The following is a 26,543-nucleotide window of genomic DNA, read 5'->3' as shown; positions in this document are numbered from 1 at the left end:
TCGTCCGTTTTCATTATATGTATTAACAACAGGAGGTTTTTTATATGGATGAACAAAGAGTCGCAATTGTAACTGGCGGAGCTTCTGGTATCGGTAAAGCTTTAGCTATTCAATTAGCAAATAAAGATATATTTGTAATTATCGCAGATATTAATGAAACAAGTGGTCAAGAGCTTGTGAATAATATAAAAAATAATAATCAACTAGCTAGGTTTGAATATTTAGATGTTACTAACGCTGAATCCGTAGAGGAACTTATTATAAAAATAGTTAATGAGTTTGGTAGAATTGATTATATGTTTAATAATGCTGGAATTGCTATGTATGGAGAAGTATTCGATATGTCTTTAGATAATTGGAAACATATTATTGAAATAAATTTATTAGGAGTAATTTACGGGACACAATTGGCTTACCAATTCATGAAAAAACAAGGATTTGGTCATATCATTAATACTGCGTCTGCAACAGGTTTAGGACCTGCTCCACTTTGTACCGCGTACGCAACAACAAAACATGCTATCGTCGGTTTAACCACTTCATTACATTATGAGGCAGAAGAATATGGTGTAAATGTAAGTGTGCTTTGTCCAACTTTTGTAGATACACCCATATTTGAAAAATCAATTGCAATTAATATGAATAAGGGCCAAATTATAAAACAACTAAAAACAAATAAGCCGATTTCAGCAGACAAGTTTGCTGAAATTGCACTGAAAGCTATTCATAAAAATAAATTAGTTATATGTCCAATGCCGTTTAAAAAAACAATGGACGTATTCTTTACCTTATTTCCTTATCTTCATAAAAAGCTAATGCGTTTCATATGCCGAATTGGTCGAAAAGCAAAAATGACCCAACTATAAATATCTGATTATTTTTTATTTACAGTTAAATGCAAATGTGATAATATGGAAAAAATCAAATGCAGTGAAGAGAAGAGTAAATAAGATGAATTTTTCACAGAGAGCTCCATTTAGCTGAAAAGGAGTAAAAATTCTTTATTGAACCAAGCCTCTGAGCAGCGCATCGGAATCTATTAATAGAGGGTGGTGTGACGGGAGCTCCCGTTATAGAGCTATGGTATAAGCATGAATGAAAATGCAGTACCAGATAAGGTTAATATGGTGACATATTAACAAACTAGGGTGGCACCGCGATGGTAAATCTCGTCCCTAAGACTAAAAGTCTTGGGGGTGGGATTTTTTTATTGGTTTAAAACAATTTGGAAAGCGGGGGCCAAAAATGAAAAACTTACTTAAAGATTGGAAATATCCTTTATTACTACTGTCCGGAGTTGGTATTGCAAATTTAGGGGCATGGATTTACTTAATAGCACTGAATGTACTTGTCTATCATATGGGCGGTTCAGCCTTAGCTGTTGCTACTTTATATGTAATTCAACCATTGGCTGCTCTATTTACAAACGCTTGGTCAGGAAGTATGATTGATCGTTTAAATAAACGAAAATTAATGATCCACCTCGATATATATCGCGCGGTATGTATCGCTATTTTACCTTTACTTCCATCACTTTGGATCGTTTATGTATTTGTATTCTTTATTAGTATGGCAAATGCAATTTATGAGCCAACTGCGATGACGTATATGACGAAATTAATACCAGTGGAACAAAGACAACGTTTCAACTCATTGCGTAGTTTAATAGGGTCTGGGGCTTCTGTAATTGGTCCAGCGATAGCGGGGGCATTGTTAATAGTAAGTACACCAGAGTTTGCTATATATATGAATGCTATAGCATTTCTCTTATCAGGAGTAATTACATTGCTGCTACCTAATCTTGATAAAAAATCTGATAGTCATACATCAAATGACACATTATCTTTAGCTGTACTAAAAAAAGATTGGAACATCGTTTTAAATTTTAGTAAAAAATCTTTGTATATCGTTTTCGTGTACTTCTTATTCCAAGGGATGATGGTGTTAGCTGCCGCAAATGATTCACTTGAATTGTCATTTGCGAAAGAAGTTTTATTGTTAACAGATAGTGAATATGGCTTTTTAGTTAGTATTGCTGGAGCTGGATTTATTTTAGGAGCAATAACAAATACAATTTTATCAAAAAAACTAACACCTTCATTGTTAATTGGAATAGGATCATTATTCATCGCAATAGGTTATATCATTTATGCTTTTTCAAATGGGTTTTTAATAGCTGCTATCGGATTTTTTATTTTATCTTTCTCTATGGCATATGCAAATACAGGGTTTAATACCTTTTATCAAAATAATGTCCCTGTCCATATAATGGGACGGATTGGGAGCATATATGGATTATTTATTGCAGGTATCACCATTTTAATTACGATTTTGTTCGGAGTTGCCACTCAATTTATTTCTATACAATTTGTAGTTATTGTAGGGTCTTTAGTAATGCTACTTATTACTATCATATTGTGTGTGTTTACTTTATTGCCATCACATTCTAAAGTGCATTCTTCTGAATCAATACATTCGAAATAATTCTCTTAGTTTTGATTTAAATCTTACGATGTTCAATAGGAGGGTTATCCCTCCTATATATGGAAATATAAGAAAGGAGAACAATATTGATAAACGAGGGTGATTTTGTAATGAAAACTAAAGATCAAATAGATAACATTGTAAAAGAAACATATCGTCATATAGATTTCTCTGGAGTTATTTTAGTGAAAGAAAAAAAGGGCATAGTCTATCAAGAGGCGTTTGGTTATGCAAATCGAAATGAGTGTATAAACAATACGCTACAAACTAGGTTTGGAATTGCCTCTGGGTGTAAAATATTCACAGCTATCGGTATCTGTCAACTTGTTGAAAATGGGGTAATTACTTTTCAAACAAAGTTAAAAGAGTGTTTAAGTGTTAACTTTCCAAACTTTAATGAAGATATTACAATACATCACCTTTTGACGCATAGTTCCGGTATTCCAGATTATTTTGATGAAAGTATTATGGATAACTTCGAAGATCTTTGGAAACAAACACCTATGTATTTATTAAAAAGTTTAAAAGACTTTTTACCATTATTTCAAAACAGAGATATGATGTATGCACCAGGAAGTAAGTTTCACTACAACAATGCAGGTTTTATCATACTGGGATTAATAATCGAAGAACAGACAGGACTTAAATTTACGGAGTATATAGAAAAAAATATATTTAATCCAATTGGTATGAATCATTCGGGCTATTTTTCTTTAGATAGATTACCAAGGCAGACAGCTCTCGGATATATAAAAGATGAAATTAGCCAGACATGGAGAACAAATGCTTACTCTATTCCGATAAAAGGTGGTTCTGATGGTGGAGCTTTTATTACTGCGTCAGACATGCTGAAGTTTTGGGAAGCGTTATTTAACTATGAAATTATAAGCCAAGAATATACAAAAATACTTTTAACTCCTCACATCCAAGTAAATAATAATCAATCTTATGGCTATGGAATATGGATTGAAACAAGAGAAAACAAGGTATTCAAATATCATGTAATGGGATATGACCCAGGTGTCAGTTTTCGCTCGGCCGTATATCCAGACTTAGGGATTACATTAGTTATTCCGTCAAATAAAGGAGCAGGACCCGAAAAATTAATGATAGAAATAGAAGGAGCTTTTTAATTATATGGATATAGAAATTAGATCGTATAGAAAAGAGGATGAAACCGGTTGGATACGTTGCCGTGTGTTATCTTTTCTAGATACAGCATATTATGATAATGTACTTAGAGAGAAAGAAAAATATGAAAATCAAATTGTGGGTTTAATAGATATTGAATATGAATTAGAAGAACGTACATTTTGTTCAAGAGGAACTGGTCTTGGCGGTATGATTTGGCATATTGCAGTTCATCCGGATTTCCGTAGAATGAAGATTGGTAATCAACTATTAAATGAAGCAGAAAAGTTAGCAAAAGAACTTAACCTAAATCGCCTGGAAGCCTGGACTAGGGACGACCTATGGGTACATGGATGGTACGAAAATAACGGATTTGTAAACGTAAATTCATATTTACATGTATATTCCGATCATACAGATGAGATAAAAGGTGTAATAAAAAGTAATATAGATCAGTTATATCCAGTTCAAACATTTGCTCATTATACAGGTGAAAATAAAGAAGAAATAAGAAAACAATTTAAACGAGTTCATGATTGTTTTTGTTTTGAAAAGAATTTTAACTAACAATTTATAAGGGTTAAAGGATATATCTGTTTTAAATAAATATGACTGTTGCATGATGTGCCATAATAAATAGACAAGATATACTCAAAAAATATATAACGAATTAACAAAAACTGTAAATACATTCATTACTTGTTTATCGATGTTGTGAACGGTAATACTAAATAACATTGAACTTTTATAACAAGGGATGATAATATGATATTCATTTACACGGATTTCGGTGGAACGCATTCAACTGCACTTGCTGCAGCTTATCATTTAAATAAATTACCAACGGATCGTAAACTAACAAAAGAAGAAATATTAAATGTAGATTACTTTAATAAATTGAAAACCGAAGATATGGGGAAAATTATTTTTCATGGAATAGATGAAAATGGTAATCCGGTTTATACGATTGGATGCGGTGCATCAAAAGTCGTTGTACCTGCGATGAAACATTTAGGAGAGATTCTGCAAAAACATTATCAAAGTCATGAAAAGATTATTTTTTCTAATACATCACCAACAGTGCCTTTACCAATGACTTTTGGCGGTCTGTTTTCTAGAAGATTTCATATTGACTTTATCGGTGTACCACTACTTATATGGGGTGCAAAACTTAGTTGCGATAACGTACAAAGACTTGTTAGTTATACGAAAGAAGCCGGACGATTAACAAATGATTATGTTGTGATTTTAGATAATGAAACTTTTAAATAACGTAAGATAAAAAGAAAATCAAGCAAATTTCTTGATTTTCTTTTTAATTTGTGAAAAAGACAAGAAATATTCACATTTATCATCTATCTACTATAGCCAAAACAATAAAGTCCTGTTACTATTACAGGGATATTCTCTTTTCATAACATAAATATATAGAAAAATTAGAAAAGAGGAATTGAATTAAGGGAGGAACAACATGAAGCGTGTTGCTTGGATTACTGATAGTACAACTGCGAGTTTTACAACAGAAGGAGATAATTTTGTTATCCCAATTGAAGTTATTATTGATGGTGTGTCGTACAAAGATTGTGAAGAAGGTGTGCGTGAGCGCGTTTATAATGCTTTAAACGAAGGTAAAACTGTCACTACATCACAACCTAACATAGGGGAAATGGTAGAGTTATTTTCAAAATGCAAAGAAGAATATGAAGAGGGATTTGCAGTTGCTATTAGCGGAAAAGTAAGTGGAACCTATCAAAACATGAAGTTAGCTGCAGAAATGGCAGGTTTCCCATTAACGGTATTAGATAGTGAAACAACAAGTTATCCAATGGATGAACTAATTAGAAAAGCGAAATCGTTATACAATGATGGTATGACTTTACAAGATATACACAAAACATTAGTAGATGAAAAAAGAAGACCTTTCCATGTATTCCCGAAAAGTTTAAAAGGCCTTTATGCAAGTGGACGTGTAAAGGGAGTTCAATTTTTACTTGGAAGTTTATTAAGTGTCAACTTAATATTAGAAGTAAAAGGTGGAGAGCTTTTACTTGAAAAGAAAGTACGTAAAATCCAAAAATGTCGAGAATACATTAAAAATGAACTTGAAAAAGAATTACCAAAAGTACTTCACATGTTCCATGCTAACGATAAAGATGGAGCTGAAGAATGGATTGCAGATATTAGACAAGCATTCCCTGAAATGGATTTCAAATTATATCCATTACCAATTTCATTTGCGGTACATGCAGGTGAAGGTACAATAGCAATTAGTTATTAAGAAGAAAACCCGTGAATAATTCGCGGGTTTTTTTATTTGAAAATGTGGAAACACCACGTCTACATTAAACAAAAGAATTCATTTTATCGTTTCGAGGACTAACCGATCACTCGACTTGATTAAAAATATAAACCTTTGCCTACTGGCTGAACAGTTTCTAGTACGATTTCAACCATTTCTTCATTAATTAGAGTTCTTATAATCCAAGCTGAGAGTTCTTGAGCAGCAAAACAACCCGCAGCAGTTGAAATGTTTCCTTCTTTTACGAAACTTTTTTCAATAACGTCTACACCAAATTCTTTAAGTTGTTCTACTGCAGATGGATATGTAGTTGCTTTTTTGCCTGTTAGCAATTTTTTAGCTCCTAATAGTAGTGAACCAGAACACATAGATCCTATTAATTGTTTTTGAGGATCTATGTGAATGCTATTAATATATTGTTGATTTTTATATAAATCTTGTATACCTTTACCGCTTGCAAATATTACAGCGTCAGCAGAAGGAAGATCAGAGATACTTCCTGTCATGGGAATGCGCAAGCCAGACATGGATATATGAGTTTCTTCCGTTCCTAAAAGATGGACATCCCAATCAGAAATACCGCCGACTAAACGTACACGATTTAATAAATCCCATGGTAGAAAAACATCTATATCAGTAAAGTTATCGAAACAGACGATTGCAATTTTCATTTCCTAACCCTCCACTTATGTATATCATTTTATTTATAATATAAACATCTCCTTTTTATGTTCTATATCAAGTTATAAATCCCTGTATATTACACGCAGGTGAAGGAGAAGAGGTGTAGTGATTTTTTAACTCCTCTAAACATAAACAGGTATAATATCTTTTTCTTTGTTTCTATCGATTTTTTTGTACAAAACCAAGATCTGTAGTAATAACTAGTAAGGTATTTGGGATGAAAATCTTTAAAATTATCAAGGAAATAGGTGTAATTTATCACACATACAAATAGAAATAAAAACGTCATCCTTTCTTATATATAGATTAGCAGCAATCAATAAATTATATGATTTTTATAATTTCCGTAAAAAATTTTTGACGTATTTATTTTTTCAATATAAAATAATATCCATTCATCCAAATTTAACCAACATTATATAAAAGATATATCTTTTTAGTTTTAGGGGAAAGGTTAATATGGAAGCAAAGAAACTAGTTACGCTCGCAGTACTATTTATGTTATTACGCATGTCAGTTCAATTAACTAGAATTCTTCAAGGCAATTCCAGCAACTGAACGAAATCGGAATGGATATTATTTTTGAAGAAAAAGTTTCTGGAACAACAAAATTTAAACTTCTTAAAAGATATATGGTTGGATTTCTCAGAAGAACATCTCTACAGTCAATTCTTAATTACGGTTATGGCAGGTGTAAACCAATTAGAACGTGATCTTATCCGTATGTAGCAGCGTGAAGGAGTTGAACTGGCTAAGAAAGAAGGAAAGTTTAAATGTCGGTTAAAGAAGTACCATAAAAATCATGCAGGAATGAATTATGCAGTAAAGCTCTATAAAGAGGGGAATGGGACTGTATATCACATATGTGAAATTACAAATGTGTCTAGGTCCTAATGATATAGAAAGCCATTGGAAAGGAACAGTTGATGAGTTATACCAAAAATCAGAAATATATAATAGAAAATAAGTTTCATATAGAGGTGGAATTATATGCCTAAAATTGACAATATGCTAGCAATTCTATGGATGCTTCGTTCAGGTAAAAAAATTACTGCAAAGCAAATTTCAGAAAATTTAGAGATAAATATAAGGACTGTGTATCGTTATATTGATACAATTTCAACTAGTGGCGTACCTATAATTTCAGAACCAGGACATAACGGTGGATACACTTTATTGAACAATTTTATAGAGGCTCCTCTTTTTTTTGATTTTGAGGAGCAAACTTCACTATATCACGCTGCTGTTTTTGCAGAAGAAGCTGGATATTATGGAGGTGAAGCATTAAATAGGGCCATTTCAAAACTAAGTAAATACTCAAATGAAGAGCAGGAAACAAAGATAAACCAACATTTAACTAGTCTTGAAGTAATAAGTCAATTAAGTCCACTCTCTATAGAAACTTTTTTGAAGGAGTTGGAGCAGGCCGTAGCTGACGGGTACTCAGTAAAAATTCTTTACTATAAAAGTGGCGAAAAGCAATTAAATTATAGATTGGTCGATCCATACAGAATTATCTATTGGAATAATAAGTGGTATGTGATTGGATTTTGTCACCTTAGGAATGATATCCGTAGTTTTAGAGTAGATCGAATTGAAAGTCTAATGCTAACCGAAAATAAGTTTAACCAGCCAGAAAATTTTTCAGCAAGTGACTTTTTTATAAAAAGTCTTCTTCCAACTATAGAAGATAAGGAAAGTATTATTTCTTTGGTTATTAATGGGGATAAAAGTGTATTGGCTGATATTTGCCAACATTGGTTTTTAGGACATTATTTACAAGAACGGACTTCAAATCAAGCAGTTTTTCTTCTGGACAAAGATATGATACATAAATATGTACCTTATTTACTTTTACCGTACAATAAATCTATCAAAGTTATTGAGCCAATAAGTCTTAAGAATAGAATTATTGAAGTTCTATCTGAATTAATAAAATTTCACCAAGTATGATAACTTCCCTGACGTTAACTGTCAGGGAAGTTATATTATAATAGCTACATAAATTGAGATTGGAGTGTTATTGGATGCAAACAAAAAAAGCTTTTCTATATGTATTTAATACAATGTCAGACTGGGAATATGGATATTTAATTGCTGAACTAAACTCAGGAAGATATTTCAAAAAAGATTTAGCACCTTTAAAAGTAATTACAGTAGGAGCTAATAAAGAAATGATAACTACTATGGGAGGACTGAGCATAAAACCAGATATTTTCCTTGATGAATGTATTCTTGAGAGTAAAGATCTTTTAATTTTACCAGGAGGGACTACTTGGAGTGAAGAAATTCATCAACCTATCTTGGAAAAAATTGACCAAGCTTTAAAGCGTGGCACTATTGTTGCTGCGATTTGTGGTGCAACTGATGCTCTCGCAAATATGGGATACTTGGATACTAGAAAGCATACAAGTAATAACTTAGAATATACTAAAATGGTATGTCCTAACTATAAAGGAGAAAAGTTCTATGAGTTGGGATCTGCGGTATCTGATGCGAATTTAGTTACTGCATCAGGAATAGCTCCTCTGGAATTTGCAAGGGAGGTACTGAAAAAAATAGATGTATTTACACCAGATGCATTACATTCATGGTATAACCTAAATAAGACTCATAAACCTGAATACTTCTTCCAGTTAATGAATTCAATAAATAAATGAAATAACTAAAAAGCTCAATTTCTCTATTTTGGTTTGCAGAGAAGTTGGGCTTTTTAATTTGGAATTCCCTTATCGTTGTAAATCGGCATTTTCCTGACGCTACCCCAGCCCATCAAGCTAAGGTTTTGAAGTACCCCCAAACCGAAAAAATAAGTTGTTTTCGGGCAAAAATACACGGGGTTTTCATCTTGGGGGTGTAATTTCTTAAATTGATAGGCATGGGGCGGTACCCCTTGTAGCGTTCTTTCTCGTAATTCACCATGTTTTCCAAAGAAAATAGCGAAATGCAAGCCGATGAACAGATTTACAAAATGACGAGAAAAGTGACAAAACTGTAAGAATGCACGAATGTTTGTAAGAAAGTTCGATGTTTTCCTTTTTCTTTTTTTATTATAGTGAGAAAGAAGAAGGAGGGATTTGAAAATGTCTTTTTCTCAATTCAATAATGGTATTTTTCGAACAATTAATGATTTAGGTAAACAATAGGTCTCATTTTTTCAATTTCTAATTGGAATTTAATTGTAGTTTGTTTTATATAAATAAATAAACATAAAACAAACTATTTTCAAACTCCTTAGAAATTTAATTTAACCTTCGTGAAATATAATAAATATAAGGTGGTGTTTATATGAAATATATTGTTGAAACAAATAATCTAACTAAAAAATATAAAAAAAGTAGTGTAGTTAGTCGTGTAAATCTAAAAATTCCTGAAGGTGAAATTTATGGATTTTTAGGACCCAATGGTGCTGGAAAAACAACTAGTATTAGAATGTTATTAGGCTTAATTAAAGCGACTGAAGGTAATGTTACAATTTTTGGTAAAGATTTAAATAAAAATCGTTTATCTATTTTATCTGATGTTGGAGCACTAGTGGAAAATCCTTCTTATTATGCACATCTCAACGCAATTGAAAATTTAGAAGTTTATAGACTTTTAAGAAATATACCAAAAGAAAAACTACATTCTGTTTTAAAAACTGTCGGATTGCAGAATGCAGCACACCAAAAAGTTAAAGAATACTCTTTAGGCATGAAACAACGTCTTGGCCTTGCCATTGCATTACTTGGTGATCCTAGATTATTAATTTTAGATGAACCGACAAATGGACTTGATCCCCAAGGGATACATGAAATGCGTGAATTAATAAAGAGCCTTGCTAAGGAAAGAGGCATTACTATACTAGTATCAAGTCATTTATTAAGTGAAATAGACCAGATGGCTACATATGTTGGGATTATTTCAAAGGGACGGCTCATTTTCCAAGATAAAATTGAAATTTTACGACAACATTCACATAATTCAATTAAGATTTTAGTTAATAAACCTAAGGAAGCATGGAAAATCATTCTTGCTAGTGGTATACCGTCAGTGGTGGAGGAGGATAAAATTATTATTTCTAATACTGATAATACAGCTATAGCTAAGATTGTGAAAGCTTTAGTAGCAAATGACATATCTGTATTCCGTATTGAAGAAGAAAAAAATTCACTTGAAGATATTTTCCTAAACATCGTAAAGGAGGAACAAAACGATGTACAAATCCCTCTTAGCATCTGAATTTCTTAAATTAAAGCATAAGTGGGTTTGGTTTTTAATAATGATAGCCCCAATAGGTGTTATTATACTTCAAGCAATAAATTTTAGTTTAAGATACGATTATTTGATAGAAAAATATAAAAATGATTTGTGGGGAGGGCTACTTTCAAATGTTCAGTCTCTTTCCCTTCCAGCAATACTACTAGGGATTACAATTATTACTTCTATAATAGCCCATTTAGAACACAGCTCTACTTCTTGGAAACACCTTTTAATACTACCAATAGAAAAAAGAAAAATATTTATAGCTAAATTTATATTAAGTTTTATTTTATTATTTATATCTTGCTCCATTCTCTTTATAGGGAGTATTTTTTTAGGTATAGGATTAGATTTTGGATATTCTATTCCATGGTCAAAAGTAATAAAAATTAGTTTTTTCCCTTACTTTTCTGCCTTACCAGTTTTAGCATTACAATTATGGTTATCTATTGTTTATAAAAATCAAGGAATCACATTAATAGTGGGAGTTTTAGGTACAGTATTAGCACTATTCTCAGAATCCTTGCCAGATTGGATTATATGGAAATTACCCTTACTTGCAAGTAAATCAAATACAACTACACTGTTAGGGGCTACAGTTGGGGTTTTACTAATTTTAATAACAACATTTGATTTTGTAAGAAGGGATGTGGATAAATAATGCTAAATTTAAGATTATTTTTGGCTGAATTCCATAAGATTAAAAAGACAAAAATCTGGCTACTATTATTTATTAGTCCCCTTTTAACAGGGATGTTAACTTACCTAAAAGTGAGTGATACATTAGCATCTTTAGATAATTGGGAAATTATTTATTCATTTGCTTCAATAATACACGCTATGATCTTTCTCCCATTATTAACTGGAATTTTTACTGCTTTTATCTGCCGTCACGATCATTTACATGGTGGGTGGAAACAATTACTAGTTCAGCCTATAAAACGTTATCAACTTTACTGTACTAAAGCTATTTTTGTGCTATTTTCTATAATTATTACTCAACTTTTATTCCTTTTAGAAATAATTATAGTAGGTTCTATTTGCGGGATAACAGGCCCTTTTCCTACAACATATATATTTAAATCTTTAATAGGTGGAATATTTACAACATTACCTTTAATAGCACTTCAAATGTGGCTTTCCGCAATATGGTCCAGCTTTGCTGCTCCAATGGTAGTATGTGCTGGTCTAACGATACCTGGTATAATAATTAGTCAGTCTGAACGATTTGGTCCAATTTATCCATGGAGTCAACCCCTTTTAGCTATGTTACCTTCAGGTAGTGAAACAGGGCTATTATTTATTTCTACAAAAAGTATATTAATTGTATTGATTTGTTTTATTGTATTGTTCGCAGGGGGACTAATCAATTTCAATAAAAAAACATATTAATGTAAATACTAATGATTTTATATAATTACTTTAATATACAAAGATGATTACTAATGAAAATAATTACTTACCTTTTAGCTATATTAACTCTAATTGTTATGATTGCTACCATTATTTTCGATATTAATTTACCATATAAATTAATTCACTGGTTAAGTATTTTATTAGCTCTAATTGTTATTATATTAGGTTTCTATAGTAATAAAAATTCTAATTTTAATAAATAAATTAGAAGAAAAATATAAAAAGATTTCATCATAACGGATGAAATCTTTTTATATTTTTTCTCACTAAAATCTCCTATTACCATCAGGCTAAGAAATTCGTAGTTACATAAAACGAAATAACGAGCTAAATTCTTATAAATCACTAGCCTTAGAGAAGTAATTTTTTCGTTATGGGGGTATTTAAGAATCTTAGCTTGATAGCGATGGGGCGGTACCCCTAAATAAACATTTTCTTTTTATACACGTAGTTACTTTGGGAAGGTAGCTTATTTTTTCTTTTTGAGGTAGTTTCTTTTTCTTAAGCTGATGGATATGGAGTTTCCGCCCTAAGTTAAATAAATTTTGGCTTAAAAACAATTAATTTTAACAACGTTAGGAGTATTTCATGCAGCACAATGCTATTTGTGTTGTAATGCATGAAGAAAAATTACATTAGAAAAGAGCTAAAATTCATCCTTTTAAGGGTAAATAGACTCTTAAAAGGATGAAAAAAAGAAACACTGAAGTAAAAAACCTATGTGTTTCTTTTTGATTAATATATTTACTGAACTTTCCGGCACAGATGTTCCTTCAATCCTATTATAAAAACGATTTTGAAAGTAAGTAATTTGTAAGTAATGGGTAAGAAAAAAGAAATTTTCATTGTTTATGATAAAAATATAAAGAGGCATGAAAGGAGAAACAGGTATGACCTATTTATGAAAAATAAACCAGTAACAAGAGTTTTTTAAGGGAAAGAAGTAATTTCTAGGGTTAACATACAAGTGGAAAAAGAGAATTTTACCGTTTGTTAGAACACAACAGCATTTGTAAAAATAATACTGAGTAAGATAATTGCAAATCCACTCTTGTCCATTTGTCTTTAATTAAGATGAAAGTTGTGTGACTAGTTTAAAACAGTAAATAACTACCGATAAAATATGAATAGAAAAGAGGAACATCTTTATGAAAAAGCATTGGCAGATTACATCTACAGGTTTAGTCCTTTTGATGACTGGAAGTTCTTTGCTATATACAACACCAACTTCAATTGTAAAAGCAGAGCTCACTCAAAATGTATCTAGTTCGTTACAAACAAGTAATCAAAGCGATCGTACTTCCGTTAAGAAAGCAATGCGGAATTCACTCCAACTTGGATACCCTGGAATACTCGCTCAAATTTCTAAGGGTGGTAAAAATTGGAGCTATGCTGCCGGGATAGCGGACCTGAGAACCAAGAAGCAGATGAAAACAGATTTTCGCTTTCGCATTGGCAGTACGACGAAGACATTCATTGCAACAGTTCTACTTCAATTGGCTGGAGAGAACCGCTTGAATCTAGATGACTCCATCGAAAAATGGCTGCCTGGCGTCATTCAAGGAAACGGATATGATGCTAACCAGATTACGATTCGGCAAATATTGAATCATACAAGTGGGATTGCTGAATACTTAAAGTCAAAAGACTATGATATTATGGATACAAAAAAATTGTATACGGCTGAAGAATTAGTAAAGATGGGAATTTCTCTTCCACCAGACTTTGCTCCAGGTAAGGGCTGGTCTTATTCAAACACAGGATACGTAATACTGGGTATCCTTATTGAAAAAGTAACTGGAAACAGCTATGCGGAAGAGGTTGAAAATCGGATTGTTGAACCGCTCGAATTGTCGAATACATTCCTACCTGGTAATTCAACTGTTATTCCAGGTACCAAACATGCCCGTGGATATGAAAGATATGACGGAGAAAGTGAGCTAAAAGACGTTACTTATTCTTACCCAGGTAGTTCGGATGGAGATATGATTTCTACTGCTGACGACTTAAACAAATTCTTCTCTTACTTACTCAGTGGCAAATTACTGAAGGAACAGCAACTAAAACAAATGCTTACTACAGTTCCTACAGGAATTGCTGAAATCGGCAGATATGGTCTTGGAATCTATGAAACTAAACTTCCAAACGGTGTCTCGATATGGGGACACGCAGGTGCCTCTCCAGGGTTTTCTACTTTTGCTGGAGGCACACTTGGAGGCAAGCATACATTAGCCATCAATTTGAATGGCCATGAAACTAGTTATAGTCCTTCTGATCCTTTTAAAAATATTTTACTTGCTGAATTTAGCAAGTAGTCAAAAAGGAAAGTAAAGTAAATCTTTTTATAGATAAAAATATACCTTTTTGGTTCAAAAAAATAACCTCTTTTTAAAATTTTTTTGAAATTAAGGTGGTAAATGCTATCAAGCTAATATTTTAAAATATCCTCATAACGAAAATTTTCTTCGTTTTGGGGAACTACCAATTTCTTAAGTGGATGGGTATGTGGTACTACCCTGTGATTTGAACCATAACTTTGCCATTTTGGCAAGGTTATGGTTCTTTTTGTTTACGGCAAAGTTACAATTCCATTTTCTTTAGAAAATTAGATGAACCTCTTTATTCACTTCGTTGCCAGATTGAAATTTTGTTTAAAACGTGGAAATCATTTTTTGAAATTGATGAATGTAAAAATATTAAAAGAAAACGCCTAGAGTACCATTTATATGGACAACTCATCGGCATTCTCCTCTGTTCTTCTACGATGTTTCAATGCGACAGTTTTTGCTTGAAAAACAAAGCAGGAGCCGAGTGAATATTGAGGTTTAATATTTTTGATACTCATAATTTGACATACATAAAACCAAAAGTTGCATGTTATATTATTAGGCACAACAATATAAATAATACCATTTGTTCATTCCGTAAATAATGTTGATAAAAAAGGGGAAAGGATTTTTAAAGATAAAAATAGAAATCTATATAAAAAAATATTTAAATGGTAGGGATGTTATGAAAATCGGTAAGTTTGGAGAAGTAAATAACTTAAGTATTGATACAATTAGACATTATATGGATCTCAGTCTCATTATCCCTGAAAAAAAGGGGGGACACTATTTTTTTGATGAGTATTGTCAAACAGATTTAGAACTTATTTTATATTACAAAGACCTAGGATTTAGCTTGAATGAAATTAAAGAACTATTTTTTTATAAAAATTTAGCGAAATCTATGAATTACGAAAAAGATACTTTTTACCAATCTTTATTTAAACTGAAATATGACAAGATGGAACAGGAAATAGAACTTTTGGAGAAGAAACGGGATAAATTAAAGGGAGTGTTACATGATTTATTATTAACAAATGAAACTTCCAATACAATAATAGGGATAGATTTAAGTGTACTACATTTACTCACATGTTCTAAGTGTAGCAAAAAATTAATTCTTCAAGATGGAATTATTAATAACAATCAAATTATTGAAGGAAAGTTAATTTGTAATTGTGGAGAAGAATACATTATTACTTCAGGAATTATATCTGCTGGTAAATTATTTAAAACAAATGAGCAAACGTCACTTGAAAATATTATTTCGGATTATATTCATGAAACTGATAATGCATATTTGGAAAATATGCATAGAGAAGGGGAATGGGCGAAAAAGAAACTAATACATTTAGATTTAAATAACAAATTAATACTAGATATAGGATCAGGACTTGGGTTCTTTTTGAGGAGCATTTATGAAGAACTATCCGAAGATTGCCTATACATCGCAGTAGATAGAGATTTCAATAAACTTTTATTTTTAAAAGATGTATTAGCGAGAAAAAATCCGAGAAGAAATATTCTCTTTATCTGTGCGGATTTTTTGAACATCCCTATTCAAAATCGGTCAGTAGATATTGTAATTGATCACTCTGGTACGAGCAATTATAGTTTTGAGCATGAGGATTTTTTACTTCACGAATTAAACCCACTTTTTAAATCCGATTGTTATTTATTAAGTTTATTTATTTTATTTAAAAATTTCAGCTTAAATAGCCAAATTACAAATAACTTTCGAGCAAATTTTACACTTTCAAAAATAAAGAAAGAACTCCAAAATCTACAGTTTCAATCCATTGATGAAAGTACTTCAAATTATTTGAAACGAGGCGGAAAGTACGAGGATTTCTTTGTTCAAGGTGAAGAAATTTATACATATTCATTTTTCGGAAAAAGATGGGGTTAACCCCATCTTTTATTTATTTCCCCTTAAAATTATTCAAATCGTACATATTGCGATTGGGTTGACCCAAGAACTTACAATGTACGTAATACAAAATTAGACAGGGGGAAAAGTTATGGCAAGTTTACGGTTACATATAGAAAATAAAAAAAGAAACCAAGAACTAAGAAATATTTGTTTATATGCAATTGCAAAAACAGTATCAATATTCGGTAGCTCTATTTATAGTTTCGCATTAGGATTGTATGTATTACAAATAACCGGATCTGCTTTAAATTTCGCGATTACGCTTATTTTAGGAACGATTCCAATGATTGTTATGAATCCATTTGCCGGTGTAATTGCTGATAAGGTTGATAAAAAGAAACTCGTCGTTTGTATGGATGTACTAAGCGGATGCTTATTAATAACTGTTTATATATTAAGCAACTATTATGGGTTAAACTTATTCATCATTTATACTACTACCTTTCTGATGACAGTATTTACAACATTTTTTGTAATAGGTTTAGAGGCTGTAAAACCAAATATCGTCTCTAAAGAAAGACTAATGAGTCTTAACTCTATAAGTAAAATTATCGATTCTATATCTTTAATTCTAGGGCCTATGTTAGGGGGCATTGTTTTTGCAGTCTTTGAGATGAACACTTTTATAATCATTAACGGTATTTCATTTATCCTTTCGGCTATATCCATATTGTTTATCAACTTTAAATTGTGCGAGCAATACATAAATAAGGAATGTTCAATAAGGGAAATTAATTTTATGAAAGATATAAAGGAGGGATACTCTTACTTAATGGAGCGGGAGAGCTTAAAAAATACGTTTCGTATTTTAATTTCACTTAATTTTTTTCTAGGATTTTCTGTAACTGTTCCATTGCCATACATTATGAATACAGTTCTCAATATTAGTTCTAAACAATTTGGTTTGATCCAAGGGACTTTTCCAATAGGTATGATAGTTGGTGCAATAATAGTAAAAAAGATAACGAATCGTTTTTCTTATTCCTATCTATTGAAAAAAACAAGTTTTATGATGGCAATTTTTATGATAGTTTCAGGTGTACCTGTTCTATTCAAAAGTATTGAAGTGAATAAAATTGTATTTGTGACCATGTACTGCGCCATTATGTTCTTTTTAGGGTTAATGATAGCATTAATCGATATCCCTTTAATTTATTTTATGCAAAGAGAGATTCCAGATGAATATAGGGGCAGAGTGCTTAGTATTGGATTAAGTTTAGGTAAAATGATGCAACCGATAGCACTGGTATTATCAGGTCTATTATTAAATCATATTCCATCCTACACGCTTCCAATTGGAGGAGGAATCGTATTTCTTATTTTAAATCAGGCTTACTCAAATAAATTGAATTTAGAAATTCATTCAAAAGGGTATAGTGTTGAACGTAATTAAATAATATCGAAATAGCGCAGGATCATCATCCTGCGCTTATCTATCGTAATTCAGCTGTTTTTCTAATAACAATCTTATCAATATCGTCTTCTTCATCACCAATAAATAACCCGCGTTCTTTTAAATACGCCTCAAAATATAAATCTGCTTCTGCACGTTCATCATACGGTTTTATAGATAGAACGAAACCTAATTTGTTTTGTTCCTCTAAATGAGAAGTGGAAATGTATGCCGGTACATTGTGGCGTAAAAAAAGTTCTTTAACCGGAATAATCATATCTTTCATTAATTTCGTTAACATACCCATTTCAAACTCGAAATTAAAACGATCTATACTACATAAATCGGCGAATACTACACCAATAAAACCTGTATTATATACTTCTTGATATTCTACTTCCTCGTTACCGTAAAAATTCTTTTCGATTAAATAATTTATAAAGTAAGCAACACCGTCACTTTGTTCAAAAGGCTTCGTTGAAAGAACAAATCCGATTTTCTTTTGTTTATGTAAATATACACATGACATGTATGCTGAAATATTATGTTCTTTAAATAGAGAACTCGTTGCTCCAGAGAGACCATCTAGTACGTGATGCACAATTTGAAGTTTTTTACGAGCGAAATAATAGGATTTCTTTTGTAACTCCAATGTATCAATAAAGACAGAGCCGATAAAGCCTGTATTTGAAATGATAGGTGTTTGCTTTTTTCTTCCTCTGCGCTTTGTTTGAGCCATTGTAAAAATCATCCCTTCATGTACAATTAAAATAAAAAAGAACGTTTGTTCGTATATGTATATTTTACTATTAAAACGCTCTAAAGTAAAGGGTTTTTGAAGAAAAAACAACAAAAAAGACACCTGTAAAAGGTGCCTTAAACGTTGTAAGGAAGAGGGTTCATCCCAACTATTTATATTATGATACAGAAACAATCTCTTCAGTATCTTCTACATCTAAATGACAGTCCATTGTACGAACATCTTGATCTTCATGACTTCCGAAATAAATAGTAATTTTCATATGTATCGCTCCTTTATTCTAGGAATACCTAAAATAATTACTAGTAATGTTAATATTTATTATATACCACTTTTTTCATTCCGACAACGTTATATCGTTTTTTATTCTTTTAGGGCGCAAAGAGTAATGTAAAGAGATATTTTTATAGAAATAGGTACATTTCTTATATGTTATATTTAATACTGAAGTATTCAAATACAAATTTTATGAAAGGAGCAAAATGAATGAATTTTAAACAGTTATTAATAGATAATTTTACATATAAAACTTCATATATTCCGCGGCAGGCACTGGGAATGAATGTGAAAGAAACGAAGGATTACATCGCTGTCGACTGTGGTTTACCTGCAGATACATTTAATATCATTACTTTACTAAACAATAATGTAACGGAAGATATCGAGAAATTATATAAGGAGGTAGCGTACTATAATCAAAAGAAATATCCAATGAGTGTTTGGTTTTGGGATGATAGGTACGAGCAGACTATAAAAAGCGAATTAATAAAACTGGACTTAAAAGAAGCAGAACAGAATATTGCAATGGTCGCAGAATTAAATACAATTCATCCGACAATAAACATGCCAGTAGGTTTTACAATACAAAAAGCATCTTCACCAGAACAAATTAAAAAGTTTGGAGAAACGTTAGCTAATTTGTTTGGTTCATCAGAGGAAGGTATACATGTACAAGCATTCTACAATCAAGCTGCGTCTTTCGACTTATGGAATAGTGGGAATATGAACCTGTACTTAGGACTTTATAAAAATGAAGTCATATCGGTTGGTTCATTAGTATGTACAAAAGATAGTATTGGTATTTATGATATAGCAACGAAAGAAAGCATGAGGGGAAAAGGATTTGGCTCTACTATGTTTCATTACTTGCTGCAAGAAGCAAAGGAATTAAACGTTGCTCAATGCGTATTACAAGCTTCACCTGATGGGATTAATATTTATAAAAAAGCTGGTTTTCAATCTGTTGGACAAATGACTGTATTTGAAAATCGACATTTATTTGAATAAATTATCCAAGCCAAATTGCTTTCATGTAGGAGTCAATACATCATTATGAAAAAGATATATATCGTTACAATCATTTTCGCCTTTATAGCAATAGGTACTTTTGTTTATCATAAAGTAAATGAACTTAAGTACACGAAAGCTATTAATCAATCAAATCACATAAAAAATATTGCACATAGAGGCGCCTCTGCGTATGCGCCGGAACATACAATACCAGCTTATACATTAGGACAACAATTAAAAGCAGATTATATAGAAATAGATCTTCAAATGACAAAAGATGGACATTTAGTAGCTATGCATGATGAAACAGTAAATCGTACTACAAACGGTACAGGGCTAGTTAAGGAACATACATTAGAAGAATTAAAGCAATTAAAGGCAGGTTCTTCTTTTAATGAAAAACATCCAAATTTAGCAAAGAAAGAATATGAAAATGCTAAAGTTCCAACACTGGAAGAAGTAATTGAAGTGTTTGGGCATGACGCGAACTATTATATTGAAACCAAATCACCTGATGAATATCCAGGAATGGAAGAAAAGTTATTAGAAATTATCAATCACTATGAAATACAGGATAAAGTTATTATTCAATCATTTAGTGAAGAAAGTTTGCAAAAGTTACATAGTTTACATGTTAATATACCTCTAGTCCAATTACTATCTTACAAAAAGGCAGTTCAATTAACTGAATCAGAGATAAAAAAGTATAAAACATACTGCATCGGTCTTGGTATGAACTACAAATATATTGATGCAGCTTATGTAAAGAGAATAAAGAAACATGGATTAGAAGTTCATCCATTTACTGTAGATAATGAAACAGACATGAAAAAGCTAATTTTATGGGGAGTTGACGGGATGTTTACGAATTATCCGGATCGTTTACATTCATTATTAAAGTCTTAATTAAAGATATTATTTTTAATGTCATAGTTTATAGAGGTTTTCGAGTAATATATAATTAAATTAATTTAATTTAGTTAAACTAAAAAGGAGTGTAAGTAGGATGAATATATTAGCTGTTGTTCCACGCCTTTATGTTTCAGACTTACAAACTCATCTAGAATTTTACAAAATACTATTAAAGCAAGAAAAACCACACGAATTTCAAATGAACGGAACTCATGTGATTAGATTTACAAATTTACTTTTAATTGAAGAATTAAAAGTAACAGTTAAGAATCATGTTGCTGCAACGATTGTAATTGATGATCTCAACGAAGTAAAAGAACTAATCTTAAACTATAACGGCGTAATGATTACTGAACCAATACAAGTACCCACAGGTATGAAAATGATAATTCGTCATCCGGATGGTAATATTATTGAATACATAGAGCCTACATTAAAATGAAATTCGAAAAAGAATCCAATACTTTTATTGGATTCTTTTTATTTAGCTCTAAGTGACTAACTTAAAGCAATACGATTTTGAATTTATAAATAAAATATTACATTGAGTATGATTTTTCATAATAATCATCAGAAAGTAACAAAAATGTAATGAATTTTAACTACGCTTTTTATATTTTTTTGATACACTGGCTACGAGAGGAATACCGATTAATGTAGGTAAAAACCAAAACCATATAGGCGGCAATAAATTAATTATGGGAATATGAATACCTACGTTTACTAATAGTGCGGTAACGGCACCGATATAAGAGCCTAACATACCTCTAATATGGTGGTGAAGCCAATTTTTCCAACGTTTTTTTCGTGCAAGGTAGCCATAAATCGCAAAAGCATAAGAGAAAATTGCTACATAAAATAAATATGCGATTTTATCCCAGTTTATAATGGATAATATAATTGCAATAAGGGTGATCACAACATAGGATGCATGATATATTTCACCCCATTCCGTATGTTTTCCTTTCTTCTTTTGAGCAACCATCGCTACAATACCGGTAATTAAGCATATTGTTCCAAATAATATGTGGATGGTTAAAAGAATGTTAAAAATGCTCATAATAATTCCTCCTTTTTTATTTTTATAGTATTGCAGTATAGGAGAAAAGTTGAAAAACATCGTTTGTTCGTCTTAATATATTGAAATAAAGGTACTCTTAGAACAAATTTAAACGGACAAATTTTCTTGAATTTAGTGAAACACGTATTACGTGAAATGAAGGAGAGACTTCCATGTTTACATCTATTACATATTTACAATCAGGGAATGACAAGCAACAAAAAGTATATGATGTTTTAAATAAACTAAACATAATGGAGGATTTAGCTTTGTATAGCCCTGTTCTTTGCGGGACAATTCCTATAAGAATTGATACGCTTCAATCTGACTTAGATATAGTAATGGAAGTACATAACTTTGATGTTTTTGAACAAGAAATGAGATCTTTATATGGCTCTTATGAAGGGTTCAGAATAAAAAAGAAAAAAATTAAAAATACCGAATCGATAAAAGTAAATTTTGAATTTGAAGGTTTTGAATTTGAATTATTTGCTCAGCCTAAGCCAGTTCGTAACCAAAATGCATATAGACATATGATAGTAGAGCACATGTTATTAATGCAGCATCCCCATATAAGAGAAGAAATTCTTCGCTTAAAAGAGAATGGTTTAAAAACAGAACCTGCTTTTGCTCAAGTATTAAACATTAACGGGGATCCTTATGAAGGACTTATTGTGTTGGGGCAGGGAATGCATCTATGGTAAAAATAAAGAAGCTCCTCATTTAATGAGGAGCTTCTTTATTTTATTTTTCTTAGTTACAATTAGACGAACTATCATTATTACAACATATGCAAAAGGTATTTTGAATAAATAAGGTGAAAAAGATAGAAGCGTTCGGAGTACCATTTGTAACAATTAAACTTTTGAAATCTTCTACTTCATATAACTTTGTTTGTCCAGCAGTAATGACATCTGTTATTGGTTCGCGTATTGCCTGACTTTCAATTGAAATGAATAATGGACCATTTGGAGATGTACTGAGTGGAACAGATAATTGAATAAGAGAGTTGTTTGGAGTGTTTGTATAACTTTGATATAAAGTCACATTTTTTTCTCCTGCATTTAATAAATATTCTAAAGGCGTATTTTCTCCCGGTCCCCCTGCAATATGAGTTGAAATAAAACATTCTTTTTTTGCGATGCGAGAAGATTTATAGGAACTATTCATATATTTCTTTTCCTTTCTATATAGGTTGTCCATATATTATATGAATTATTAATAGTAATGTTTGGACAAATTAAATAACTAGCGGGACAAAAATATAGATTTATTCACATCGATCATAATTTCATTTTATAAGATTTTCAAGAGATTGTAATATCAGGTCGTTTTAGTGCCAAAAAGGTGATGAAAATATTTTGATATCTATTATTTGTTGTACTATTAGATAAAAATTGCTGAAGAACGTATTTGAAAATTACGAAAGACAAAATATAGAAGATAAAGAGTTAATTATTATCTCAAATAAAGATGATTTAGAATTTGAAGCTTGGGAATCAAGAGTATCCAATTACAAAAGTGTGCAGATCTATAGATTACCAAAATGTCTTACTTTAGGGGTATGTTTAAATTATGGAATATACAAAGTAAAATATGATGATTACTACTCGGAAGACTATCTAAATCATCTGTTTCTTTTTTTGAATATTTTTATATTGTAAATACCAGTGGGTTAATGGAACATCGTTAAAATATAAATCTCCATGAATTTAGCAGTTAATTTTTAGGGGAAATGTTCTTAATACAATTTTACGTTTTCATTAATAGATAAAACAATATTCTCATAAACTATATAATCCATTAAGTGTTCAATATTACCTTTAATTTGGCTTTTATATGCTGATAGTAAATTTAATTTTTTTCTAAGTAACTCATAGGGAAGCATTACATTGGACTTATTAAAAACGTATAAATTCTCAAAATTTTGCTCATGTAAAATTTTTGATAGAGATTTATGCTGACTATGTCCATACTCACCTTGAAGATTATGTGTAACAATACAATTATAAGTGTTTTTTCGCAAAACTTTGTTTAAGTCTTTTAATAATTGAGCTTTATCAAACTTTCCATCAAATTGATCAGGATAATCCCATATTTCACAAGACGCACCTACTAGCTTCATTGCTTTAAAAAATTCAAATGCTCTAAGGGGATAATTTCCGTTTGTCAAACAAATGACTTTCCATCCTAGTTCTTTCAATAGTGCAGCACCACCAAAAATTGATTCATCATCCGGATGGGCTACAATCATTAATTTATCTAGCATTCCCTATCGCTCCCATGTCTAATGGTTATTCACTATTAATAATTCTTTAAAAGCCAAAGGTTCTTAGCTTTAGTACTTAAAAATTCTCTGAAACGGAGTATACAAAAAATATTTTATTTAAAATTCAAATCAAAATATTCTTTGGCTTTCTTTGCAATATTTCCCCATGAAAAATAATTATTTACATGTTCTTGCCCTTGTAGTGAAATGGTTTCTAATTGATCTGTTTTTACTATTTCTTTATTTAGTATAGATGAGAAATTCTCATGGGTCGCGTGAACATAATGTTTTCCACTTTGAAGATACATTCCTTTAACACCAACAGCAGTCGATACTAATGGAATCCCAGCTGATAAAAACTCTAAAGTTTTAATTTTTGTTCCAGTTCCAAAAAATGCTGGATTAATAGCTATATCAGATTCCGAAAACAATTTTAGTTTCTGTTCTTCATTTACTTCGCCCATAATTTTTATATTTGGTAATGTACAATTAGAGAATTGTTTTCCGCATTGCCCCGCTATAATAAAATCAATCGTCTCACATTTTAGAGCTAAATGTGAGATTATAAAATTAACGATATCAATATTAGGTTCATGCATACTCCCGATAAAAAGTGCTGTTTTCCTAGAGCTGATACTATCAGCTTTCTTTCTTTTATACCATACATTAGGATTTACGCCATTCGGCACTAGTTTAATATTCTTCGGACTAACATTAAATGAATTAATAAAACTATTTTTGTCTTCCTCAGAAGTCGCAAAAACTAAATTTGCATTTTCAACAAGGTATTGTTCCATCCGTGTAACATATTGTATATACTTACGTGCATTTTTTCCGTGCCAAACTTCTTTAGCGAATATAGCTTCGTGATTATGGCTGTTGTATACTCTTGGTTTATCCCTTAAATCGAAATTTATATCATACTTAAGTGTAAAGGGTGATTCATGGATAATAATATCAGTGTTTTTGTAAAATCTATTATAATAATCAAGAAATATAGGTGGTGTCTTTTTTATTAATGCACAACTTAAAGCGGCATGCGTAGAAAATCTGGGCTCCATCTTTTCTGAAATTAATTGTTCATCGATTTTATGTTGTTCGTCATTGGTAGGAATTTTTACTTCTCGAAATGTAGGTGAGTATTCAATTTCTTCTACTTCAGGCATATATTTTTGTGACAATAAAGTCACGTCATAAAATTTACTTAGTTGATTATATATATGAAAGTATCGAAGTACTCCACCAGTATTAGGAGGAAGGATAGTCGGGAAGTGATTCAAAACTAATAGTTTCATTTTTATACACCTCTGGCAGTTTAACTATATGGATATTAAAAGTGACACATAGTATATATGGTATTTCAAAAGATTAATTTTGCTACATGAAATGCATCAGGAGAAGATATTAATCACTTTTTTTGTGTCCATTATTTTGGGAGCTACATAAACTGCAAATAACTGAATTTTTCAAGAGGTGATTAGAGTATGAATACTATCCCTGAAAATATCCAAGATCTATTCAACAACATTGTTCAAATACGAAAAGAAGAACAATATAAACCTATATCGGAACTATTAAAAATAGCAGAGTATAACAAAAAATTTTTACTTGGATTAAGAAAAAAATTTAGTAACAACTTCAAAGAAAATGTCTCCATTGTAACTTGCACAAATAAACCCCAATTTATAGAAAATATATTGTTGAACTACGCAAATCAAACGTGGCAAAATAAAGAGCTTATACTCATATTAAATAAAGATGATTTAGATATTAATTATTATCGAAAAAAAGCAAACCGGTTTGAAAATATTCACATATTCCAAATTCCTGAAGGGACATCTTTAGGGAATTGTTACAATCTTGCAGTAGATAAAGTGAATTATGATTTTATTGCTACATTTGATGATGATGATTATTATGCCCCTAATTATTTAACTGATTTGATGTGTGCTTTTCAGTATACGGATGCTGATATAGTGGGGAAATTAACATATTTTATATATTTTGAAGAAAAGGATATTCTGGCACTTCGCAACCCTTTTCAAGAATATAAATTTTTAAATAAAACCTCGTTTTTAGATGGTGGGAAGAAGATTGTTAAGAAAAAGGTTTTTGATTCGGTAAATTACCGCGATGTATCTTTATTAGAAGATGTTTATTTTTGTCAAGATAGTATGGAAAAAGGATTTAAAATTTTTTCGGCAGATAAATATAATCTTGCCTATTTAAGGAGAAGTAATAAAGACAATCATACTTGGAAAGAGCAAGATGAAACAATTTTAAAATGGTGTTCAATTATTTCAAAGACCCCGCCATATAGGCATAATATATTAGTATAAAAAG

General features: G+C 31.0%; 25 protein-coding genes, 2 pseudogenes and 1 other annotated feature. Of the genes and pseudogenes, 21 read left to right on the top strand and 6 right to left on the bottom strand.

Translation table 11 applies throughout. The annotated features are described in order from the left end of the window. Nucleotides 1-44 precede the first annotated feature (44 nt). The 6 genes from MR147_RS06880 to MR147_RS06855 all read left to right on the top strand — a co-directional run bounded on the left by MR147_RS06880 (nucleotide 45) and on the right by MR147_RS06855 (nucleotide 5,893). Complete coding sequence (locus MR147_RS06880; protein WP_074610870.1) at nucleotides 45-866, top strand: SDR family NAD(P)-dependent oxidoreductase; 822 nt, start codon at nucleotides 45-47, stop codon at nucleotides 864-866. Between the two features lie 55 nt (nucleotides 867-921). Then, nucleotides 922-1,180: a binding site (T-box leader), on the top strand. A gap of 65 nt (nucleotides 1,181-1,245) precedes the next feature. Beyond that, the gene (locus tag MR147_RS06875; protein ID WP_074610872.1) at nucleotides 1,246-2,484 is read left to right on the top strand and encodes an MFS transporter; all 1,239 of its coding nucleotides are present in this window, start codon (nucleotides 1,246-1,248) and stop codon (nucleotides 2,482-2,484) included. Nucleotides 2,485-2,594: 110 nt separating this feature from the next. Beyond that, nucleotides 2,595-3,617: a serine hydrolase domain-containing protein gene (locus MR147_RS06870; RefSeq protein ID WP_074610875.1), complete on the top strand. Its 1,023-nt coding sequence runs from the start codon at nucleotides 2,595-2,597 to the stop codon at nucleotides 3,615-3,617. A gap of 4 nt (nucleotides 3,618-3,621) precedes the next feature. Next, nucleotides 3,622-4,182, top strand: coding sequence for a GNAT family N-acetyltransferase (locus tag MR147_RS06865; RefSeq protein WP_242303853.1), 561 nt, complete (start codon nucleotides 3,622-3,624; stop codon nucleotides 4,180-4,182). 198 nt (nucleotides 4,183-4,380) lie between these two features. After that, complete coding sequence (locus tag MR147_RS06860; protein WP_000576325.1) at nucleotides 4,381-4,887, top strand: DUF3189 family protein; 507 nt, start codon at nucleotides 4,381-4,383, stop codon at nucleotides 4,885-4,887. Between the two features lie 199 nt (nucleotides 4,888-5,086). Further along, on the top strand, nucleotides 5,087-5,893 hold the full coding sequence (locus MR147_RS06855; RefSeq protein ID WP_000831945.1) for a DegV family protein: 807 nt from the start codon (nucleotides 5,087-5,089) through the stop codon (nucleotides 5,891-5,893). A 119-nt stretch (nucleotides 5,894-6,012) separates the two neighbouring features. Here MR147_RS06855 and MR147_RS06850 read toward each other — a convergent pair whose 3' ends face one another. Next, nucleotides 6,013-6,585, bottom strand: a complete 573-nt coding sequence (locus tag MR147_RS06850) for a DJ-1/PfpI family protein (protein WP_242303852.1) — start codon at nucleotides 6,583-6,585, stop codon at nucleotides 6,013-6,015. Between the two features lie 543 nt (nucleotides 6,586-7,128). Between MR147_RS06850 and MR147_RS06845 the strand changes: the two are divergent. The 10 genes and pseudogenes from MR147_RS06845 to MR147_RS06800 all read left to right on the top strand — a co-directional run. Next, nucleotides 7,129-7,492, top strand: a pseudogene (locus tag MR147_RS06845) (recombinase family protein); the annotation flags it as partial. Nucleotides 7,493-7,588: 96 nt separating this feature from the next. After that, complete coding sequence (locus tag MR147_RS06840; protein ID WP_242303851.1) at nucleotides 7,589-8,551, top strand: helix-turn-helix transcriptional regulator; 963 nt, start codon at nucleotides 7,589-7,591, stop codon at nucleotides 8,549-8,551. Between the two features lie 74 nt (nucleotides 8,552-8,625). Continuing rightward, entirely contained in the window at nucleotides 8,626-9,258 is a 633-nt protein-coding gene (locus tag MR147_RS06835) for a type 1 glutamine amidotransferase family protein (RefSeq protein WP_001193576.1), read from the top strand. A gap of 628 nt (nucleotides 9,259-9,886) precedes the next feature. Next, a complete protein-coding gene (locus MR147_RS06830; RefSeq protein ID WP_070172453.1) occupies nucleotides 9,887-10,819 on the top strand; it encodes an ABC transporter ATP-binding protein in 933 nt (310 codons plus the stop codon). Continuing rightward, nucleotides 10,794-11,501 (top strand): ABC transporter permease, encoded by a 708-nt coding sequence (locus tag MR147_RS06825; protein ID WP_074611014.1) that lies wholly within the window; start codon nucleotides 10,794-10,796, stop codon nucleotides 11,499-11,501. The genes MR147_RS06830 and MR147_RS06825 overlap by 26 nt, the downstream gene beginning before the upstream one ends. Then, nucleotides 11,501-12,232: an ABC transporter permease gene (locus MR147_RS06820; RefSeq protein WP_078438517.1), complete on the top strand. Its 732-nt coding sequence runs from the start codon at nucleotides 11,501-11,503 to the stop codon at nucleotides 12,230-12,232. Before MR147_RS06825 ends, MR147_RS06820 begins: the two co-directional genes overlap by 1 nt. A gap of 1,172 nt (nucleotides 12,233-13,404) precedes the next feature. Continuing rightward, a complete protein-coding gene (locus tag MR147_RS06815) occupies nucleotides 13,405-14,571 on the top strand; it encodes a serine hydrolase domain-containing protein (RefSeq protein ID WP_074609431.1) in 1,167 nt (388 codons plus the stop codon). 305 nt (nucleotides 14,572-14,876) lie between these two features. Further along, nucleotides 14,877-15,075: pseudogene (locus tag MR147_RS06810) on the top strand (IS4 family transposase); the annotation flags it as partial. A gap of 193 nt (nucleotides 15,076-15,268) precedes the next feature. Next, entirely contained in the window at nucleotides 15,269-16,492 is a 1,224-nt protein-coding gene (locus MR147_RS06805) for a methyltransferase domain-containing protein (RefSeq protein WP_242303850.1), read from the top strand. 112 nt (nucleotides 16,493-16,604) lie between these two features. Continuing rightward, on the top strand, nucleotides 16,605-17,909 hold the full coding sequence (locus tag MR147_RS06800) for an MFS transporter (protein ID WP_242303849.1): 1,305 nt from the start codon (nucleotides 16,605-16,607) through the stop codon (nucleotides 17,907-17,909). 40 nt (nucleotides 17,910-17,949) lie between these two features. Here the strand turns inward: MR147_RS06800 and MR147_RS06795 are convergent, their stop codons facing one another. Continuing rightward, on the bottom strand, nucleotides 17,950-18,648 hold the full coding sequence (locus tag MR147_RS06795) for a hypothetical protein (RefSeq protein ID WP_000079437.1): 699 nt from the start codon (nucleotides 18,646-18,648) through the stop codon (nucleotides 17,950-17,952). Nucleotides 18,649-19,155: 507 nt separating this feature from the next. On the opposite strand from MR147_RS06795, the gene MR147_RS06790 reads away from it, so the two are divergent. The 3 genes from MR147_RS06790 (at nucleotide 19,156) to MR147_RS06780 (ending at nucleotide 21,313) form a co-directional block, all read left to right on the top strand. Beyond that, a complete protein-coding gene (locus MR147_RS06790; protein ID WP_242303848.1) occupies nucleotides 19,156-19,956 on the top strand; it encodes a GNAT family N-acetyltransferase in 801 nt (266 codons plus the stop codon). 45 nt (nucleotides 19,957-20,001) lie between these two features. After that, nucleotides 20,002-20,865, top strand: coding sequence for a glycerophosphodiester phosphodiesterase (locus MR147_RS06785; RefSeq protein ID WP_242303847.1), 864 nt, complete (start codon nucleotides 20,002-20,004; stop codon nucleotides 20,863-20,865). 100 nt (nucleotides 20,866-20,965) lie between these two features. Next, entirely contained in the window at nucleotides 20,966-21,313 is a 348-nt protein-coding gene (locus MR147_RS06780; protein WP_242303846.1) for a VOC family protein, read from the top strand. 156 nt (nucleotides 21,314-21,469) lie between these two features. Here the strand turns inward: MR147_RS06780 and MR147_RS06775 are convergent, their stop codons facing one another. Beyond that, nucleotides 21,470-21,931 (bottom strand): DUF2306 domain-containing protein, encoded by a 462-nt coding sequence (locus MR147_RS06775; protein ID WP_242303845.1) that lies wholly within the window; start codon nucleotides 21,929-21,931, stop codon nucleotides 21,470-21,472. Between the two features lie 173 nt (nucleotides 21,932-22,104). Between MR147_RS06775 and MR147_RS06770 the strand changes: the two genes are divergently transcribed. Beyond that, a complete protein-coding gene (locus MR147_RS06770; RefSeq protein ID WP_242303844.1) occupies nucleotides 22,105-22,635 on the top strand; it encodes a DUF4269 domain-containing protein in 531 nt (176 codons plus the stop codon). Nucleotides 22,636-22,684: 49 nt separating this feature from the next. On the opposite strand, the gene MR147_RS06765 is transcribed toward MR147_RS06770, so the two are convergent. The 3 genes from MR147_RS06765 to MR147_RS06755 all read right to left on the bottom strand — a co-directional run bounded on the left by MR147_RS06765 (nucleotide 22,685) and on the right by MR147_RS06755 (nucleotide 25,495). Continuing rightward, entirely contained in the window at nucleotides 22,685-23,101 is a 417-nt protein-coding gene (locus MR147_RS06765) for a hypothetical protein (protein WP_242303843.1), read from the bottom strand. A gap of 571 nt (nucleotides 23,102-23,672) precedes the next feature. Beyond that, nucleotides 23,673-24,200: a PIG-L family deacetylase gene (locus MR147_RS06760; RefSeq protein ID WP_242303842.1), complete on the bottom strand. Its 528-nt coding sequence runs from the start codon at nucleotides 24,198-24,200 to the stop codon at nucleotides 23,673-23,675. Between the two features lie 113 nt (nucleotides 24,201-24,313). After that, nucleotides 24,314-25,495 carry a glycosyltransferase family 4 protein gene (locus MR147_RS06755; protein ID WP_242303841.1) on the bottom strand — a complete coding sequence of 394 codons (1,182 nt, stop codon included), beginning with the start codon at nucleotides 25,493-25,495 and terminating at the stop codon, nucleotides 24,314-24,316. Between the two features lie 189 nt (nucleotides 25,496-25,684). On the opposite strand from MR147_RS06755, the gene MR147_RS06750 reads away from it, so the two are divergent. Beyond that, complete coding sequence (locus MR147_RS06750; RefSeq protein ID WP_242303840.1) at nucleotides 25,685-26,539, top strand: glycosyltransferase family 2 protein; 855 nt, start codon at nucleotides 25,685-25,687, stop codon at nucleotides 26,537-26,539. The last annotated feature ends 4 nt before the right edge of the window (nucleotides 26,540-26,543 follow it).

The organism is Bacillus cereus group sp. BfR-BA-01350 (genome assembly GCF_022663775.1).
Classification (GTDB): domain Bacteria; phylum Bacillota; class Bacilli; order Bacillales; family Bacillaceae_G; genus Bacillus_A; species Bacillus_A paranthracis.
The sequence above is the reverse complement of the archived record's forward strand: the minus strand, read 5'-3'. Positions and strand labels throughout refer to the sequence as shown.

What these genes read in the sequence shown, in the direction of transcription:
- MR147_RS06880 (WP_074610870.1), top strand. Translation starts at nt 45, where the DNA reads ATGGATGAACAAAGAGTCGCAATTGTAACTGGCGGAGCTTCTGGTATC.
- MR147_RS06875 (WP_074610872.1), top strand. Translation starts at nt 1,246, where the DNA reads ATGAAAAACTTACTTAAAGATTGGAAATATCCTTTATTACTACTGTCC.
- MR147_RS06870 (WP_074610875.1), top strand. Translation starts at nt 2,595, where the DNA reads ATGAAAACTAAAGATCAAATAGATAACATTGTAAAAGAAACATATCGT.
- MR147_RS06865 (WP_242303853.1), top strand. Translation starts at nt 3,622, where the DNA reads ATGGATATAGAAATTAGATCGTATAGAAAAGAGGATGAAACCGGTTGG.
- MR147_RS06860 (WP_000576325.1), top strand. Translation starts at nt 4,381, where the DNA reads ATGATATTCATTTACACGGATTTCGGTGGAACGCATTCAACTGCACTT.
- MR147_RS06855 (WP_000831945.1), top strand. Translation starts at nt 5,087, where the DNA reads ATGAAGCGTGTTGCTTGGATTACTGATAGTACAACTGCGAGTTTTACA.
- MR147_RS06850 (WP_242303852.1), bottom strand. Translation starts at nt 6,585, where the DNA reads ATGAAAATTGCAATCGTCTGTTTCGATAACTTTACTGATATAGATGTT.
- MR147_RS06840 (WP_242303851.1), top strand. Translation starts at nt 7,589, where the DNA reads ATGCCTAAAATTGACAATATGCTAGCAATTCTATGGATGCTTCGTTCA.
- MR147_RS06835 (WP_001193576.1), top strand. Translation starts at nt 8,626, where the DNA reads ATGCAAACAAAAAAAGCTTTTCTATATGTATTTAATACAATGTCAGAC.
- MR147_RS06830 (WP_070172453.1), top strand. Translation starts at nt 9,887, where the DNA reads ATGAAATATATTGTTGAAACAAATAATCTAACTAAAAAATATAAAAAA.
- MR147_RS06825 (WP_074611014.1), top strand. Translation starts at nt 10,794, where the DNA reads ATGTACAAATCCCTCTTAGCATCTGAATTTCTTAAATTAAAGCATAAG.
- MR147_RS06820 (WP_078438517.1), top strand. Translation starts at nt 11,501, where the DNA reads ATGCTAAATTTAAGATTATTTTTGGCTGAATTCCATAAGATTAAAAAG.
- MR147_RS06815 (WP_074609431.1), top strand. Translation starts at nt 13,405, where the DNA reads ATGAAAAAGCATTGGCAGATTACATCTACAGGTTTAGTCCTTTTGATG.
- MR147_RS06805 (WP_242303850.1), top strand. Translation starts at nt 15,269, where the DNA reads ATGAAAATCGGTAAGTTTGGAGAAGTAAATAACTTAAGTATTGATACA.
- MR147_RS06800 (WP_242303849.1), top strand. Translation starts at nt 16,605, where the DNA reads ATGGCAAGTTTACGGTTACATATAGAAAATAAAAAAAGAAACCAAGAA.
- MR147_RS06795 (WP_000079437.1), bottom strand. Translation starts at nt 18,648, where the DNA reads ATGGCTCAAACAAAGCGCAGAGGAAGAAAAAAGCAAACACCTATCATT.
- MR147_RS06790 (WP_242303848.1), top strand. Translation starts at nt 19,156, where the DNA reads ATGAATTTTAAACAGTTATTAATAGATAATTTTACATATAAAACTTCA.
- MR147_RS06785 (WP_242303847.1), top strand. Translation starts at nt 20,002, where the DNA reads ATGAAAAAGATATATATCGTTACAATCATTTTCGCCTTTATAGCAATA.
- MR147_RS06780 (WP_242303846.1), top strand. Translation starts at nt 20,966, where the DNA reads ATGAATATATTAGCTGTTGTTCCACGCCTTTATGTTTCAGACTTACAA.
- MR147_RS06775 (WP_242303845.1), bottom strand. Translation starts at nt 21,931, where the DNA reads ATGAGCATTTTTAACATTCTTTTAACCATCCACATATTATTTGGAACA.
- MR147_RS06770 (WP_242303844.1), top strand. Translation starts at nt 22,105, where the DNA reads ATGTTTACATCTATTACATATTTACAATCAGGGAATGACAAGCAACAA.
- MR147_RS06765 (WP_242303843.1), bottom strand. Translation starts at nt 23,101, where the DNA reads ATGAATAGTTCCTATAAATCTTCTCGCATCGCAAAAAAAGAATGTTTT.
- MR147_RS06760 (WP_242303842.1), bottom strand. Translation starts at nt 24,200, where the DNA reads ATGCTAGATAAATTAATGATTGTAGCCCATCCGGATGATGAATCAATT.
- MR147_RS06755 (WP_242303841.1), bottom strand. Translation starts at nt 25,495, where the DNA reads ATGAAACTATTAGTTTTGAATCACTTCCCGACTATCCTTCCTCCTAAT.
- MR147_RS06750 (WP_242303840.1), top strand. Translation starts at nt 25,685, where the DNA reads ATGAATACTATCCCTGAAAATATCCAAGATCTATTCAACAACATTGTT.